General features: G+C 33.7%; 11 protein-coding genes. 4 read left to right on the forward strand and 7 right to left on the reverse strand.

Features of this window, described 5'->3' with window-relative positions; all coding sequences use genetic code 11:
• Positions 1-37: 37 nt before the first annotated feature.
• The 3 genes from IPK88_02570 to IPK88_02580 all read right to left on the reverse strand — a co-directional run bounded on the left by IPK88_02570 (position 38) and on the right by IPK88_02580 (position 2,238).
• Positions 38-610, reverse strand: a complete 573-nt coding sequence (locus IPK88_02570; GenBank protein MBK8242284.1) for an adenylate kinase — start codon at positions 608-610, stop codon at positions 38-40.
• Between the two features lie 252 nt (positions 611-862).
• Positions 863-1,405 (reverse strand): C40 family peptidase, encoded by a 543-nt coding sequence (locus tag IPK88_02575; GenBank protein ID MBK8242285.1) that lies wholly within the window; start codon positions 1,403-1,405, stop codon positions 863-865.
• A 50-nt stretch (positions 1,406-1,455) separates the two neighbouring features.
• Positions 1,456-2,238, reverse strand: a complete 783-nt coding sequence (locus tag IPK88_02580; protein MBK8242286.1) for a nitrilase family protein — start codon at positions 2,236-2,238, stop codon at positions 1,456-1,458.
• 174 nt (positions 2,239-2,412) lie between these two features.
• On the opposite strand from IPK88_02580, the gene IPK88_02585 reads away from it, so the two are divergent.
• The 3 genes from IPK88_02585 to IPK88_02595 all read left to right on the forward strand — a co-directional run bounded on the left by IPK88_02585 (position 2,413) and on the right by IPK88_02595 (position 6,812).
• Entirely contained in the window at positions 2,413-4,908 is a 2,496-nt protein-coding gene (locus IPK88_02585; GenBank protein MBK8242287.1) for a hypothetical protein, read from the forward strand.
• A 241-nt stretch (positions 4,909-5,149) separates the two neighbouring features.
• Entirely contained in the window at positions 5,150-6,193 is a 1,044-nt protein-coding gene (locus IPK88_02590) for a hypothetical protein (GenBank protein ID MBK8242288.1), read from the forward strand.
• 4 nt (positions 6,194-6,197) lie between these two features.
• Positions 6,198-6,812 carry a GNAT family N-acetyltransferase gene (locus IPK88_02595; protein ID MBK8242289.1) on the forward strand — a complete coding sequence of 205 codons (615 nt, stop codon included), beginning with the start codon at positions 6,198-6,200 and terminating at the stop codon, positions 6,810-6,812.
• A 571-nt stretch (positions 6,813-7,383) separates the two neighbouring features.
• Here the strand turns inward: IPK88_02595 and IPK88_02600 are convergent.
• The 4 genes from IPK88_02600 to IPK88_02615 form a co-directional block, all read right to left on the reverse strand.
• A complete protein-coding gene (locus tag IPK88_02600; protein MBK8242290.1) occupies positions 7,384-9,837 on the reverse strand; it encodes a PKD domain-containing protein in 2,454 nt (817 codons plus the stop codon).
• Between the two features lie 206 nt (positions 9,838-10,043).
• Complete coding sequence (locus IPK88_02605; GenBank protein ID MBK8242291.1) at positions 10,044-11,990, reverse strand: hypothetical protein; 1,947 nt, start codon at positions 11,988-11,990, stop codon at positions 10,044-10,046.
• Between the two features lie 187 nt (positions 11,991-12,177).
• Positions 12,178-13,683, reverse strand: a complete 1,506-nt coding sequence (locus IPK88_02610) for a T9SS type A sorting domain-containing protein (protein ID MBK8242292.1) — start codon at positions 13,681-13,683, stop codon at positions 12,178-12,180.
• 58 nt (positions 13,684-13,741) lie between these two features.
• A complete protein-coding gene (locus IPK88_02615) occupies positions 13,742-16,885 on the reverse strand; it encodes a T9SS type A sorting domain-containing protein (protein ID MBK8242293.1) in 3,144 nt (1,047 codons plus the stop codon).
• A 369-nt stretch (positions 16,886-17,254) separates the two neighbouring features.
• Here IPK88_02615 and IPK88_02620 point away from each other — a divergent pair, with 369 nt between their 5' ends.
• The gene (locus IPK88_02620; protein MBK8242294.1) at positions 17,255-17,695 is read left to right on the forward strand and encodes a helix-turn-helix transcriptional regulator; all 441 of its coding nucleotides are present in this window, start codon (positions 17,255-17,257) and stop codon (positions 17,693-17,695) included.
• Positions 17,696-17,725: the final 30 nt, after the last annotated feature.

Below are 17,725 nucleotides of genomic sequence, written 5' to 3' on the forward strand. Positions count from 1 at the left end.
ATTGTTGCTCTAAAAAACAAACAAGATGAAATGCACCTTAACATTGATCCATTACTGAACACAATCCATCAAAAATTTCATCTATACTTCCTTCTCCGTTAATTAACGTTGATTTGTTAAATCCTTGGTAGTAATTATACACTTCAGAAGTTTTTTTCCTGTATTCATCCATCCGTTTGCGTATAATCTCTTCATCATTATCATCCGCCCTACCTGAAGATTGTCCGCGATTTAATATCCGCTTTACAATTTCATCGTCAGAGACTTCCAGTGCAATCAATTGATGAATAGCCTCCCCTTTTTCAGCCAACATGGCATCTAAAGCCTGAGCTTGCGGAATCGTTCTTGGAAAGCCATCGTATATAAATCCTGCCACACCTTGAATGGATTCTACCTTGTGACGCAACATTCCTATTGTGATTTCATCAGGAACTAGTATCCCCTGATTCATAAATTCTAAAGCTTTTAATCCCAATTCTGTTTTTTGAGACATCTCTGCACGAAACAAATCACCAGTCGAAATATGAACTAAATTATATTTTTCTACCAATTTAGCTGCTTGGGTGCCCTTACCACTACCTGGAGGGCCAAAGAGTATTAAATGAAACATATTTTTTGAATAAATGATCTAAAAGATCCAAGGACAGTCACCGTCTAATTTGATCCCGTAATTGTCATTGAAGCCGCAAAGATAGCATTTTTAATGGGTTTTATATCGATTTGATTTATAAAATAGCAAGCTATATACGAATACTTATACAGAAGCTTTATTGGGAAGTCTAGTCCAGTTTAATACTTTTTGATGTTGAACCATTAGTATTGAAATTATCGTCCATAGGACTTAATGGTAGGCTATTCTGTACTAATTTTGACTGATTCTTTTATCTCTGGGATAACTCGACAGATCTTTAATCAACTTGATTCTTTTAATCCAATAGTCCGATTTTAGAATATTTTCTTCAATAACCCCTTGGGATGAAGAACTATGTATGATTGAAAGATTTGATTTTTGATTGGCAGAAATAATACCCACATGGTGAATGTGACCTTTTTGTCCAAAATAAATGAGATCCCCGGGCTTCGCATGATCCAAGGACACCGTTTTACCGCATTTAGCCTGATCCGCTGCGCAGGAAGCCAAATCTATGTCCATCCGTCCACATACATAGATGACCAAGCCGCTACAATCAAATCCTTTTTCAGTCTTTCCACCTTTGCGGTACGGAGTTCCGATTAATTCGCGCCCTAAAGTCACAATGACTTCTCTCAATTTAGCATCCTTGGACGTATCTGAGTGAGTTTTTGTCTTTGAATAGGTATATTTAGGTGTAGAAGAACACGATTGTAGGCAACATACGATGCCTAAAATAAAGATAAAGCGCAATATTCCAGTATGAACAACCATAATCGATTATTTAACACATTAAATAAAACGCTAATATATAACTTTTTGTTTTATATTTCTATATAAAATTTATCCCGGTCATTAAGGAAAGGGTAAGCACGCCTAAACACCGTCATTTTATCCTTATTTAAGCTCATCATTCCAATAGTATCCTGATGCCCCAAATCAAGCATTTGATTTCCTTCATAATCCCAAATTCCGGAATCCCCAGCATAAGGAATGTCCAAGCCATCTTGCCCAATCCGATTGAGGCCAAGCACATAACACACATTTTCGATGGCTCTTGCAGGCAACAAAGATATCCATGCTTTGCGTCTGCGTTCAGGGAAATTGGCTACACAGATTATGAGATCTACTGCCTCTGTATTGCGCATCCAAACCGGAAATCTTAAATCATAACAAATGATCGGCATAATCTTCCATTGCTTGTATTCGATCATCAATTTCTGAGTTCCGGCTGTGTAATACTTATCTTCTTTGGCCAAGGTAAACAGGTGTCTTTTATCATAAGTCTGGATATCGTCTGAGTCCGGCTGTATAAATACAAGTCTGTTGAAGTATCGACCTGATTCACTAATAATCAGACTTCCCATAATGGCAGCTTGGTGTTGATGAGCTATTTTTTTTAACCATTGAATGGTTTCGCCTTCCATCTCTTCTGCCAAGACTACATTGTTCATGGTGAATCCGGTTGTAAACATCTCCGGTAAAATGATGAGGTCAGTTCCTGGTGGGCATTGTTCCCGGATCATGAGTTCAAAATGTAATCTGTTCTCTTTGGGATGCTCCCACACCAATGACGTTTGAACCAATGCTAATGATAATGAAGACATAAACTAAAGCTTAGAAATATCCAAAAGTAAGGTGTTTCTTAGATTAGGCATGAGTTATTTTACGAGCTGTAGATTGTTTTTCAAGGATACTTTAAAGCTGAACATCTCATTCAGATTCACCCTGTTTTTTTATTGATCAAAAACATCATACCTTCGTATAGTTAAAAACTAAATATGTCAAATCCAATACTTAAGCAATTGTTACCTCACATAGCTGTGATAGGAATTTTTGTACTTGTTTCATCCTATTTTTTCTATCCGCACTGGCAAGGTAAGGTGATGCAACAGGGCGATGTTTCCTCATGGGAGGGTGCTGCGAAAGAAATCCTGACTTACAACAAAAACAATCCCCATGATCCGGCATTGTGGACTCAAAGTATGTTTAGCGGGATGCCTTCCTATCAGATAGCTACTCCAATGGAATCCAACTTTTTTATTTATGTCCAAAAAGTCATTTCTCTGGGGTTTTTAACCGGCCCGGTTGCTATACTATTTTATTTCATGATTTCTTTTTATTGCTTGTATTTGGTCCTTGGATTGTCTTCTGGATTCGCTTGTGTGGGTGCTTTGTCTTCAGCACTGGTAACCGGCAACTTTATCCTCTGGGAAGCAGGTCACTTACCTAAACTAGTTGTATTGGCTATGATCGGATTTATCGTAGCTGGACTAATCTTATCTTATCGAGGCAGATGGTGGTCCGGTGCTGCATTATTCGCTTTGGGAATGGGTATCAACATCCTAAACAACCACGTGCAAATGAGTTATTATGCATTTCTGTTGATTTCACCATTGGTTATTTCTTATGCTATCTATTATTTGCGAAAAGGAGATTGGAAGTCCTTTCTGATTCCAAGTGGAAGCCTTGCTGCAATTACGATTCTGGCATTATTGGCATCGGCAAACAGCATCTTGCCAACCTATGAATATGCTAAACAAACCATGCGTGGAGGTCATATCCTTAAGGAGGTCTCCAATCCAAATGCTTCAGGGGCAGATGTCAATGAAAGTGGTCTGCAATGGGATTATGCCATGAATTGGAGTAATGGAATGATCGATTTGATATCCGGTATTATTCCGGGCGCAGCTGGAGGTGGCTCGTCAGAACCATTAGGAAAAGATGCCGCGGTCATCAAAGATTTAAGAAAAAAAGGATACAATCCACCTAAAAATATGAAGGCTCCACTCTATTGGGGCGCACTTCCATTTACAAGTGGACCTTATTATTTTGGAGCAGCTATGTGTTTCCTTTTTGTGCTGGGATTGTTTATTGTCCGCGGACCATTAAAGTGGTGGGTAGCTATTGCAGTTCTTCTGGGATTATTACTTTCCATGGGTCGCCATTTTGAATTTTTAAATAAATTAATGTTTGATTATTTTCCATTGTACAGCAAGTTCAGAGCACCGAGTAGTGTACTTGCTGTGACATCTTATTTTGTTCCAATACTGGCCATGCTGGCACTTGTAGAAATTTCTAAAAAAGAAATGACGATGGAATCTTTTAAGAAAAAACTTATCTACAGTCTCAGCATTACCGGAGGTATATGTTTGTTTTTTATATTGATGGGTTCCAGTTTTTTCAGTTTCGAAAGTGCGAGTGATGCATCTTATGTTAAAAATGGTTTCAGTACAGAAGCGCTTATATCTGATAGACAATCCTTAATGACATCTGATTCGATTAGGAGCCTAGTCATTATCTTATTAGTAGCAGGAATTGTTTTTTATTATTTCAAAAACAAATTTTCATCTATCGTAGCAGCTTGTTTATTAGGTGCAATCACTTTATTTGATCTAGGTGGTGTTGCGAAGCGATATGTAAGTTATGATGATTTTGTTTCTAAATCAAAAAAAGAAAACAATCAAAAAGCACGACCAGTAGATATCGAGATCATGAAAGATCCATCCAATTATCGGGTATTGGATTTAACAGTGAATACGTTCAACAGTGCAGAACCATCTTTCTTTCATAAAAATGTAGGTGGTTACCACCCGGCTAAGTTGCAGCGATATCAGGATATTATCGATAGACATATTGATCCGGAAATCAATCAACTCACCAGTTCATTACAAACAAGTACTACGGATAGCAGCATCAATAATGCACTGGCATCACTTGAGGTTTTAAATATGTTGAACACAAAATATTTTATACTAGGTCAACCCGGCAAAGAAATATCATTACCCAATCGTGCCGCTTTTGGCAATGCATGGTTTGTCAATACCATTCAGACTGTACAAACTCCTGATGAAGAAATTCAGGCATTAAACAATCCCAATTTAAAACAAACAGCCATAGTAGCTTCTTCATTTCAATCAGATATTAAATCAACTCAATTCGATGCACAAGGAACAATATCTTTAATTTCATCCACACCTAATAAATTGGTATATGAAAGCAATTGTGCAACAGATCAGTTTGCGGTTTTTTCTGAAGTGTGGTATGGTCCTGATTTAGGTTGGACAGCAAGTATTGATGGAAAAGAAACACCGTTGATTCGAGCTAATTATGTTTTGCGATCATGTAATGTTCCATCTGGAAAACATCAAATTATTTTAGAATTCAAACCTAGATCATATCATTTGGGGACTACATTGTCAATGATTTGTTCGTTGTTATTGATTGGATTTATGGGATTTGTTGGGTATAAGGAATGGTTCGGGAAGAAGGGGTGATCGGGTGATCGGGTTTGAATGGTGATCAGGTTTGGATGGTAATCGGGTTTGAATGGTGATCAGGTTTGGGTGGTGATCGGGTTTGGATGGTGATCAGGTTGAGAAGGTAATCGGTTTGAAATATAATTGGTTGATCAGTTGAATATAAAGATCAAATAAATCTGTGATCAAATTAATAAATGGAATCGTAAATGCCTCTTGATTATTTTTTTGGCAAATTCTATTTCAATAAATAAAGAATATGGTTTTTTCGAAAATAATGTCAGTTGCTTTAGCATTAGAGAAAGAAATTATTGGCTTGGATTTTGAATCTTTAACCTTGCATTCGAGTGTCAAAAGTTATTATCGGTTTGATCTTACAAAAATTAGATATGTCACTCAATGCAATGCATTTATTTTGCATCACATTTTGGATGGATTGGATAAACCCATACAAGAAATAACGATTGTTGATCATGGAGCTGGTTTAGGTTTTTTTTCTTTTTTAGTAAAAAAAATTGGAGCCCGATGCATATCACATGATTTATCAGAAGAATATTTGGATGGCATCAAAACTATAGGCACGAAATTAAATTTGGCGCCTGATGAATACGTACTTGGAGGAACAGAGGCCCTGGCTACTTTTGTTCTACAAAACAATATTCATATCGATGGTATTGGATCCAGAAATGTTATCGAACACATTCCGGATTACCGGGAATTTTTTAAAACATTGAATTCTTTTTTAAAGAGTCCGTGCAATGTGGTTATTACTACTTCTGCTAATATGCACCATCCAATGGTAAAGAAAATTCATGAAAAAATACATGCTCAATATGAACTTGTAGGTTCTGGAATGGATATGGACGATCCCACCATTAATGAAGCACAGTGCGGCATAAAAATTAGAAGCTCACTAATTCAAACACATTTTCCAGACCTTTCATCAGATGAAGTCAATCGATTAGCCATACTCAATCGTGGTTTCACTGAAGCGCTCATTGTACAAAGAATTGAAAACTATATTAAGACTGGAATTCTTCCCACGCCACATTCAGATCCAACTAATACCTGTGATCCCTATACCGGAACGTGGGTAGAGCGTCTGGTCTCTATTCAGGATTACAAAAATGCAGCGGTTCAACAACAATTTGAATTCAAACATTTATCTGGTTTTTATAGCACGTCATACAGTGCCTGGTATAAAAACATGACAGGTTTATTTTTGAATTTATTACTCATCATTCCAGGTCCATGGCGAATCCATATATCTCCTTTTCTTGCAATGAAGCTCATAAAATCATAACGTCATGTCAAATAATTCAGCAATCATTCCATTTGATTTTTCAAAAGACTATATATTGGAAGATGACTTTGTATTGCTGCGACCTTTGGAAATAAATGATTTCAACCATCTATTAACTTTTGCTGTGGATGAACCAGAGATTTGGAAATATTCTTTACTTTCCGGTGCCGGAGAAGAAGGCCTCAAGAAGTATATAACGCAAGCTGTGGAAGCCAGACAAGCGCATAAAGAATATCCCTTCATCGTCTATGATAAAATCAATCAATCGTATGCCGGTAGCACCCGCTTCTATGATATTCAGTTAGCTTATCACACTTTACAATTAGGATACACCTGGTATGGAAAAAAATTTCAAGGCACCGGACTGAATAAACATTGCAAGTTTCTATTATTTACTTTCGCTTTCGAACAAATGGGTTTCGAACGCGTAGAACTTCGAGCCGACAATCGAAATACCAGAAGTAAAGCTGCGATGCAAAGCATCGGATGCACGGTAGAGGGTGTATTGCGACGTCATATGCCGGCACCAGAAGGCGGAAGAAGAGACAGCATCGTATTAAGTATTTTAGATGAAGAATGGAAGGATTCGGTGAAGGCGATGTTGAGGGGGAAGTTGTAATGAATTTACTGAAGTTCTAAAAAAAATACATGAATTGTCAAAGGCATTGCATAAATTTAATTGAAATATTGGTAGTTTTTTTGTCACTGAGAGTACAACATTTGAGGACGCTAGCATACAATATTTCTGGATTAATCGTTTAATACCAGAAGACATTTATTTTTGCCAAAACCGGCATTATGCGCAATATAATTGGGAAGGCTGATCATAAGTAAAGCCTATTATTAATGATTTTGTTCGATATTTATTAATATGTTGTCTTATTCTCAATTAGAACAACATTGAGACAACCCTGTGACAAGTAACCCGATTACCACACTATGGCCACACTGTGCCACCAACGATCCTGCAACGGACCTTTAGTCTAATTAGTAAATAATGTCTGGATATTCTAAGGCTTAGTAAGCTGTGTTTCACGAAATCAATTGGTACTAGAAAATACCTCGCTCTCAAGAAAAACCTTGTGACCCACCATTTTATTAAAAACAAAGCGATTACTATTAACTGAATAATATTGTATGTTAATGAAAATAATATCTTACTGAATTGATTAAAAATATTTTTTTGTTTATTACTCCCTTCCTTTTTCTAATTTTATTTTCTTCTTAGTTCTATCCGGACACTGCACTGGTGAAACCACTTTAATAAATTGTTGTTTTTCCAATTGATTTGTGCCATTGGAATTTTTTACTTCTAGTTTGACACTATAAGTACCTTGTTTATGATAAACAATAGTAGGATATTGAACCGAAGAAGTATCTTTATTAGTGCCTTCAAATTGCCAGAACCATGATTTGACATCTTTGGAAGATGCATCAAATAATTTAATTGCATCACCAGCACAGACCTCATTTTTTTCAACCGTGAAATCTATCTTAGGAATGAGAAGTACCGTGACGGTTTCAAGGAGTTCTACTGTACCACATGAGTTGTGTACTTTGAGCCTTACATTGTATTCGCCTTCTTTACTATATTGATGAATGGGCGAAGCTTCTGTACTTGTAGAGTCATCACCAAAATTCCATTCATAGATATTTCCATATTGACTGGTGTTCGTAAAGAAAACTTGAATGCCTGTAATGCTAGTTGAAAAAGAAGGTGAAGGCATTGCATCTATGCTAATATAATTTTTATTGACTTTAGTCATGGTTGTTGTAGCATTACAAGCAGTTAATTTAACATCATAAGTACCCGGAATGGTATATTCAATTTCTGGTGGATTCTTGTCTTTAGAACTTGAAGGTATTCCTCCTGGGAATTCCCATAAATAATCTGTAGCGGTTGGCGCTGATAGATTTTTGTATTGTACTTTATATGGAGCACAGGCCCTTTGAGTATTGGCAGAAAAGTTTGCAATATTTTGTGCAGCAATAGTTACTTTAAAAGTCTTCTTTGTAGAACCGCATCGATTAATAACTTCTAAAGTAAGATTATAGACACCTTCCTTTTTATAAGTATGAATGGGTTCAAAATCTGAAGAAATTTCACCATCTCCAAATTTCCAAATATAAGTACTGCCATACTTTGAGTTGTTTTTAGTGGTAATGTCAGATTCAATAATTTGAACATCGAAGGCAGAAACAGGAGGTGCTTCAACGTCAATCATTTGATTTATTGTAACTATATCAGTACCCGCAACATTGGTCACTTTTAGTGTTACATCATAGACTCCCCGAGTTTTATATACAACAGATGGATTTTTTAAATTAGAAGCTGAAGGCGTTCCTCCAGGAAACGACCACTCCCATTGATATGGATTTTCTGTTGATTGATCTGTAAATTGTACGGTATTTGAATTGGATATGCATAGTGTTGTATTCGAAGCTTTAAATGAAGCTACAGGTGGATTTCCTAATGTGCTACAACCTATAGCACAAGAAGCGTTTTCTACAAAGGCACTAATTACATTAATAGATTGATTAGACCATGTTTCGCAAACAACACAAGTTCCCATAATAGTGGTTGATCCGGCATCATTTTGTGCATTACAAACATGACCTGTATGATGTGCCTGTAAATTCCGAAGAACACTTGGACCTCCTCCAAAATCACTCAACACCATATATTTATTTTCGTTACATAATGCACCTATCCAAGTCAAACCGACAGCACCTGCAGTATATTTGGTGCTCCAAGCTACAGCCATAGCATAATCCGCACTACCATATCCACCCGCATTTCCCCAAGCTTTATGTACATCCAAATGTGTATTAATATTGTTGACCCCATCCCATGGATCTGTAGCAGTATCAGTAGCAATAAAAACAGTCGATAAATTTAATTCAATTCCTACTAGAAATTCATTGTCAAATAAAGTAGCCGCATTTGCTAATACACCTACGCACCATGCTTCCGTACCCGTTCCTCTTTTTTGGTAAACGGTATAGTCATTTGCAATAGCAATATCAAAACCATAGCAAGCTGGTACCGATCTCTTTGAATTGTTTTTTTGACTCAAGATTATAGATCTATTTTCATGAGCATCTACTACAGCACTTTTTACATTAGGATTGTTGATTGCATCATTGGATTGATAGAAGATCAATTGGTCTTTGGGCGCATTTTCTACAAGTCCGCTCAGCGGTTCAAAAAAATATTCAATACCATGATCTACTATATAGCCGTAAAAGAAATGATCTGCAATGGTTATACTGCTCATAGCATCATGTGATGCATTTAATGAACAATGATAAGTCTTAATTCTATCATCTTTTGGGACTCTTCTATTATTATTCTTTTGAGCCAATTGTAAATAATAATTGGGTTTCAATAAGTCATATTCAAACAAGTCTAAGGTCCATTTTTTATTGTTTCCCAATTGAATGTTCACTTTGTGGTATACCCCTTTGGAGCTTAATAATTTTTGAATGGCGGGTACATCGATTGATACAATTTCATACTTAGTAAACATGTTCTTCAATGTAACGTCGGCGGCATCGTTCTTAACAGAAGGAGCAATAATGTCCTGAGCGAGTAGATGGTTTGTTATCAAAACAACCAAACAAAGTGAATAAAGGAGTTTCATATAAAATGATTTTACTACAAATCTAGTGACATTTCATTTAAATTGTATCTTACCCTATATATTATTTTATACAATTATTCTGATTATAGGAAGATTATAGATGATTATTCTTCAAAGCCTATGATTTCAACAAATTTTGTCTTTATAAAGTCTAATATGCCAGTCTTATTTAACTATGATTGACTTATTAGAACCCATCAATGCCATCATTCATAAGCTATAATCTTTCCTTTCTCATTCACTTTATAATGATACTTAGAACGTTGCAGAACACAATTTGGGCTAGTATAATACAAATATCCATTATCTCCCATGGTCACCCAATTAGGAGTATGATAAAATGAATTGTGCATGATAGCCAATTGATCTGTTATGACTCCCTTTTGAATGGCTTTTAAATAAATGGAATCAGAGTCATACAGAAATAAATCATCTTTGTGATCAATATAATAGTAGCCTTTGAAACACACTTCAGAATTAATCCCTGAATCTACTAATATCTTAGTCTTTCCATAATCAGGTGAGGCGTATAAGTAGGTATTATATTGCAGACTAATATTTGTAATTTCTGTCCAATATAAATAACCTTTTTCAAAACAAAATATTTTGTCAGAAAGTTGATTCCTCGTTGATAAAAATTGACTCCAAGTTTTACCAAAATTTTTTGAATAGTAAATAGAGCTATCCCCATATACAAATATGATGTCTTGATCATTAATTAACAAACCATCCATTGTTAAATGTGGGGTAGAAAACTTTGTCCATGACTTAGCCTCATCTGTAGTATACCACATTTCATCATTACTTATCAAGGAAATAGTTTGTGATTTACTTTCTGATAAAAAAACATTTGCTAAATTTTTAAGTGTGTCAGGTTTAGCAATATTAAATAAAATATTAAAGTCATTATCGTAAATACTTATAACATTAGTATAGGGATAACAATTCGAAAAATAAGAAATTTCTGAATTTAATTTTCTACATGATATGTTTACATAATTACCATTTAAAAAATCAGGTTCAATATATTTCCAAGTTATGCCATTATTATTAGTAAGTTGCCATCTATTGTCTACTTTTGCCAAAATATGTCCTTTAGAATAACTTATAAATTGATTAATCTTTGGTTCATTATTTGGAATTGAAATTCGTTTTTCTATATGATTATTATTAATTATAACAATTCCTCCACTCGAAAAAATTATCCACCCTATTTTATTGATAAATTGAACATTTAGTGCGTTAGAACAATTTTCTTTTGATTTGTAATGACTCCAATTTTGATCATTAATTAATTTGAAAGAATATTGGCCCTTGCTTATGAATAATGAATGACCATTGATTTCAAATAAATCTGGAAAAGATCCGTATTCTATCTCATTTTCTAATGAATTCCAATGCTCACCATTGTCATCTGAATATTTTAATTTGCTGTAATTTCGATAATATATTCTTAATTTTGAATTCAATTGTTTGGAGTGCCGGAAATTACTTTCAAAGATATGCTCATTATTGTTTTCATCAATTGGAATATTAATTTCTTGATTCTGAAAGTTAGGTAATTTTTTAACCAAACATTCATTATCATACATACTATATAAAATGGAACTATCATTAAATAGTATATTATCACCTGGAAAAACTTTATTATTGATCTTATAATAAGTTCTAGTAAAGTCATTGGAATAGAACAATTCATTTCTATCCCAACGAAATATATACCCATCATCACCAATATAACTATTATATTGACCACACAAACTATCTATCAATATTAATTGATTCATTTGATTGAAACAATACAAGCCATGGTCCAACAAAAAATAAATAGAGTCATTAGGCATTCTGTAAAGAAACTTAAAATTTCTTTCTTGTTGGAAGTAACTAGAATAAACATCTGTAGCATTATTGTAATAACTATGTTTACTATCAAAATTCATTTCAATATGCTCCCAATGCTCACCAAAATCTTTGCTTTTGTATACTTGAAAACTGCCGGTCAGGATCATAAGCTCTTGGGTCTTTTCTAGATATATACCATCCAATAAAGTTATCCCTTTGAGCCCATTTAATTTCACCCATTCTATATCCTGGGATCTAATAATACCAATACAAAAAATAAAAAATAAGCATTGGAGAAAGCACTTCATCATGATCGATAGAATTAGCTATTCTGATAACGAGACGAGATAGATCTTATTGTAAAATCAAGTTTAATCCTGAATAGCCATTAATTCTTAAAGTATAAATCTCTATTCGTTCATTCGTGGCAACCTTATTCTATAGTGAAAATAGGATCAACTCTTATGCTATTTTAAATCTTAAAAATTGCACCCATTATTATTTCTTAATAACTTTCTCAATTATTTCTATCCCAACTTTATCTCTAACTTTAATCAAATAAATTCCAGACTCAAGATTTCCCAAATCTAATAACTCTTTAAAATTAATGCCTTGAAAAGATTTGTAAATTATAAGCTGTCCGGTTATATCTAATACTTCAATCGATTGAATCAATTTATCCCTATTCAATAACTCAACAAATATTTTATCCTGAACCGGATTGGGATAACACACAACTGCCTCTTCTGATGGAAAAGGATTCCAAGTCATGGTCATAGTACTATCACATACAGGTTCATAACCCAAACGATAATTCACAAAGTTGGGAATACTAGCATGATTCCAGGCTGGCAGATGAATGCCATGTTGTTCGAAATTGCATGCTTTACCTTTTTCATTGGGACTATGAATCACATGCATAACCCGATTACTCGTTCGTGTTATCATATAGATCTTACAGTCAGGAGCTAGCATCATTTGTCCGAATTGAGCTGCCCAGATTTGTTCATCTACATATCCATCCCAGGTATCTATTAAAGTAAGACTAGCAGGAATATCGGATGCCCAGGTATCTATTTGGAATAAATCAACTTGTGTGGTTATATAAATAAACCTTGAATTAGGTGAAAAAGCAACTCCAACAGTATATTCGTTTGTTTCCTTGCCTGTCTTTATATTCATATAATTGGATAATACACCAGTTGCTCTATTAAAATCCATAACATATAAGCCATCGCTTGGAACCATTCTTGCATATTTAGTACCATCAGGAGAGAAACAAGACTGCGATCCACCATCATCTTGAATGCCCATTGTTAATCCAACCTTAGATTCAACTGTTTCTTGAATACTAATACTATTAAATAGTAATGAATAATAAGAATTATTACCTCGACCAGGAACAACTATCCACCAATCGCTATTATTGATATTTTTAGCTGCAGTTAGGTCACCTCCTGATAAATACTTATTTATTGCTACAATATTTTTATCTACTATATCGCCAAATCCATTATTAGAATTGAGATCTATTTTAGAATAAAGCAATTTAGAGACAGTTGCTCCTGGTAATGCAGTATCAGGATCGAATTCTTCAAATTTATGAAACAAAAAATATTGATTTTCTTCAATAGTTGAAGGAATGAATAAGCAAGCATTAAAAAGGGGATAATCTTCAGTTTTGCAATAAAAATTCGCCACAAAGCCCTCATTAATCTTTCCATTTGGCATAGGCCGAAATAATCGATCTGAAACATTACATCCAGTAGTGTACATTAATAAATTGCCATTCCTATCAGCTATACTGGCATTGTTTTGATGAATGCGATAGTCTTTTTTTACTCTGCTAATTCCAACAGGGTATTTATTAAAGTCTAAAGTGAATCGATAGAAATTGGTGTCATCAATAAAGGAATTTGAACCACCTAGCAACCAAACATAATCTCTTTTTCCTTGACCTGACAATAGTAGAGGAAGTAATAAAAACAATAATGTCTTTTTCATGCTTTAATAAATAATGAGCGCAATTCTTATTTCCAGAATTACGCTCATTAAAGTTTAACTATTTTTTATAAAATTTTTTGAAAACTATACTTCCATCCATTAGACTTATTTCAGCAAGATAAATACCTGAATTAAATCCATCGGTATGAATATTAATTTGATTTACTCCTTCCTGAACTTCATTTGAACTAACTACTTTTCCTTCCAAACTACTTATTGCTATTTTAGTAATAAGTTGCTTATTATTCATAATGGTAAGTTCATCATTGACAGGATTTGGAAATATAACTATTTCATTGCTAGTATCTTTTATTCTTGAATCTAATTTTTCAACTGGCAGTGCGCTTGTACAAGTTATTTCATCATTATAACGGTTTACACAGTAATTAGCTGCTAGAGCTCGAGCACGATATACCCCTTCTCCTCCAATATATGGACATTGAACAGCAATGGATTCTATTTGAGCTTTCTCTGACTCATTAAAACTCCACAATCCAGAGATCATTTTATCTAACATAATTGTATTAACTGACTTCTGGTTTTGTTCATAGATTTCAGATACTTGAATTGAATTATTTGTAGCTAATAATTGATTTAATCCACTTAGAATACTAGTATTATTTATTGATGCTAAATTATTTTTTGAAATGTTTATTGCATTCCTTTGATTTGTCAAATTATCAATCAATAAATGTGTGGCAGGAATATCAATATTCTCAGGATGATCTCTTATCTCAATCAACAAGTCATTTATTTCTTCCTCAAGTGAAACAATACTTTCAACATTGGAATTAATAATTATTTGATTCATGGATTGATTCTGAAATAAACTGGAAAGATCATGTTCAACCAATTCAAATTGACCCACAGTTGTATTAGTATATTGATTGAAAAAAGTATTGAAACTCTGTGGAATAGAATTTCCATTCCCCTGTTCATACTTATTCAATAATTCCCTATATAATTGTCTGCGATCTGTCCATATTCTTGAACCCCAATCATTATTATTATCGAAATCATTATTTACAATAAAGTAATCATCAGATCTAGGAAAGGCCCTAGTGAATGGATTAGGATTTCCGGAACCTATTCCCAAACAAGAGAAATTGAGAGCAATTGGATTATTATCCTTTGCGAACAACTGAATACTTACTAACTCATCTACATTATTTGGCTTGAGATCTGGATTATTAGGATCTTGATCATTGACTGTGAATTTTGAAGCAATTCTATCTTGAACATTACCATAATGATAAGCTCCTCTTGTATGATTTCCCGTCCAACGGTTAGCTAAGTGTACTTGTGGTCCGATTCTGGCACTATTGGTATTACCAGGTTCTTGATATCCTAGAATTAGACCATGATTGGCATTCCCCATTCGATTCGAAGAAAAAAACGTACCTAGAGAAGTTCCTAAGAATTGATAGTCATAATACCAACCAGTGGCATAATTCCCAAGATCTGCATTATTCGAACTCTGAGATACAAATAGTCCAACATTCTGACAATTCATACTCGAAGATAATAGATTGCAAGCAGTTAATGCATTTTCTTTACCCAGTATGGATATTCCAAATGTCTTCTGAGATCCTGCACCATTCGAAAAAATTGAATTGTTATACATCCAGGTATTTTGACTATTGTTATGATTAATTCCAATATATCCTGGACCAATTGATATATTATTATTATGAATGTATTTATTTGGACCGCCTACTTCGAATAGGTCTATACCAACACTATTTTCACCAATTAGATTTATATTGTTCTGATCATTCACCACAATGCTATTCACTACTCCTGTCCATCCGAATATCATTCCTCTGCTAGTAGCGTTTATGGTATTTTGCATTATATTGAAATTCCTTCCCGGGCTTTGGTCAAAATACATTCCAGTTAAAACATAAGGCATAGTATTTTGCTTTATATCGGTGCAGTTTACTCCTTTTGTATATATTCCTGTATTCCCAACATTGAAAGTTGATCCTTCTACACTCAATTTATTACCAACGGCTGAGATGGAATGAATTCCATTCCCATTAAATACTGCCCCAGAACCTGTACTGTAATTATTTGTACCATAGTCCCAAAAATTCGAATAAGTAGATCCATAATCATCAATATTTGAATTGTCCCCCCAAATTCCATTTAAAAGGTTTGAGAAAGTCGAACCATTTGAAACTTTAATATGGGCGAAATCAGCTTTAATACCAGCAAAGGTTCTGTTTCCAACTATTGGTGGTTCATTCGGATAGAAAGATTTAAATGCGCCTGTAAATACAAAATCACAATCGTCTGAGTTAATAATCGCCCCATTCTCTGCATTAATTCCGATTGCTCCATCTTTGAAAGTTGATCCTTGACATGTTACTCTAGATCCAGCCAAAGCATTGATTTCAAAATGACCATTATCAAAAGTTGTATTAATGACATTTAATGTGGCACCAGGCTCAACAATAATACTATTCCATCTTTGCCCATCGCATGCTATGATATAATTATCTTTGAGATTAAACGTGTTTCCAGACTTAACAGTTATTGACGAACCAGCAGTCATTCTAATATGTGCAGCTCCAGCTAAATATGTCCCTTGGCCAATTCCACAATAATTGGGCACATCTATATCTAAATTACCATTAACAGTAAATTTTGTAGGACCTTGACATGAAGTTGAGGCAAGAGTCAATACACCATTGGTAATTAATTGGTTTAATGAGCCATTAACGACAGGCCCTGTACTACTAGCGTATGTTAAATTTGCATTAGTAGTATAATTAGCTTGATTTGGACATTTATAATAGTAATACACATGGCAAAATGGAATACCAATATCATCACTTAGTTCAAAAGATTCCGGTAAGAAAGGATCAAATTGATTTAATGAAAAGGTATATTTATATAGAACTCCCATTAATTTACCATTCTGATAATAATTTTGTTGCGTAAATTTGCCTAAATTAACAACAGTCATTGGCTTGTTAGATTCTATATAAATCATTGCCTCACCCACCAGTGGATATTGACCTTGATCATCAAACCAAGGTGTTACTGTAAACTTAATAACTTCACAACCTGCTTCTGATGAAAAACTATTGTATTGTGGTCTAGGATCTGGACTAAAACTTGGAAAAAAATTGCACTGTGATAGACCTATTTCAGCCCATACACTTAATAATATTACTATAGAAATTAATTTTTTCATGATTTGAAATTTTAAATTTATAAATAAGATACCATGCTGCTTTCCTGAATACAAACAGCATTAAGTTAAAATTGAATCAAATGATCTTTATGACCATTAATCCTTAATTAAATAAATAAAATTGATTTATTGAATTGAGTTAAAGAAATTACTCGTGTTTTAGTTTCATAGTATAGAATTTTAAGGTTTAAAATAGGTATATTCTCGAAAATATCTCATGTGACTATCAAAGGTATAATTAAAAAAATTTACAATTAAAATATTTTAATTCCATTTTACTTCCTTTTTTGTAGTCAAAAGGGAATAAAAAATTCCTAATTTACTATTAGGTTAATTTAATTGCTTATCTTAGCACTATAAATAACTATTATGAAGGAAATGCCAATCGGATTAAAAATTAAAAAATTTAGACAAATAAAAGGAATCGAAGTTCAAGAAATGGCAAAAGAACTAAATATCACAGAACGGTGGTATCGCGAATTAGAAAATGGTCAAGGAAAGATTCAATCTGAACAACTATCCAAAATATTATCAAAATTAGAAATCGCTGAAGAAGTTTTAAATAATTATGATACTTATTTCAGTCAAAATAATTATATGGAAAACAGCACAAACATTGCTACTAACACTTATCATACAGATCACAACAAAGAAATTTCTGAAAAATTAAATACTATTTCTGAAAAATTCGAACATTCTCAGAATGAATATATCAATCATTTGATTTCTGAAAATAATTTTCTAAAAGATCAAATATCATTTTTAAATCAAATTCTCAGTGATTTAAAAAAACCATTTAAGCCTATTTAATTTAAATCTTCATTCGTGCATTCGTGGCAA

The organism is Candidatus Defluviibacterium haderslevense, assembly GCA_016712225.1.
GTDB lineage: Bacteria > Bacteroidota > Bacteroidia > Chitinophagales > Saprospiraceae > Vicinibacter > Vicinibacter haderslevensis.

Bases quoted from the DNA above. Each gene is read 5' to 3' on its own strand.
- IPK88_02605 (MBK8242291.1), bottom strand. From the start codon at position 11,990: ATGATGAAGTGCTTTCTCCAATGCTTATTTTTTATTTTTTGTATTGGT.
- IPK88_02615 (MBK8242293.1), bottom strand. From the start codon at position 16,885: ATGAAAAAATTAATTTCTATAGTAATATTATTAAGTGTATGGGCTGAA.
- IPK88_02575 (MBK8242285.1), bottom strand. From the start codon at position 1,405: ATGGTTGTTCATACTGGAATATTGCGCTTTATCTTTATTTTAGGCATC.
- IPK88_02620 (MBK8242294.1), top strand. From the start codon at position 17,255: ATGAAGGAAATGCCAATCGGATTAAAAATTAAAAAATTTAGACAAATA.
- IPK88_02600 (MBK8242290.1), bottom strand. From the start codon at position 9,837: ATGAAACTCCTTTATTCACTTTGTTTGGTTGTTTTGATAACAAACCAT.
- IPK88_02595 (MBK8242289.1), top strand. From the start codon at position 6,198: ATGTCAAATAATTCAGCAATCATTCCATTTGATTTTTCAAAAGACTAT.
- IPK88_02570 (MBK8242284.1), bottom strand. From the start codon at position 610: ATGTTTCATTTAATACTCTTTGGCCCTCCAGGTAGTGGTAAGGGCACC.
- IPK88_02580 (MBK8242286.1), bottom strand. From the start codon at position 2,238: ATGTCTTCATTATCATTAGCATTGGTTCAAACGTCATTGGTGTGGGAG.
- IPK88_02585 (MBK8242287.1), top strand. From the start codon at position 2,413: ATGTCAAATCCAATACTTAAGCAATTGTTACCTCACATAGCTGTGATA.
- IPK88_02610 (MBK8242292.1), bottom strand. From the start codon at position 13,683: ATGAAAAAGACATTATTGTTTTTATTACTTCCTCTACTATTGTCAGGT.
- IPK88_02590 (MBK8242288.1), top strand. From the start codon at position 5,150: ATGGTTTTTTCGAAAATAATGTCAGTTGCTTTAGCATTAGAGAAAGAA.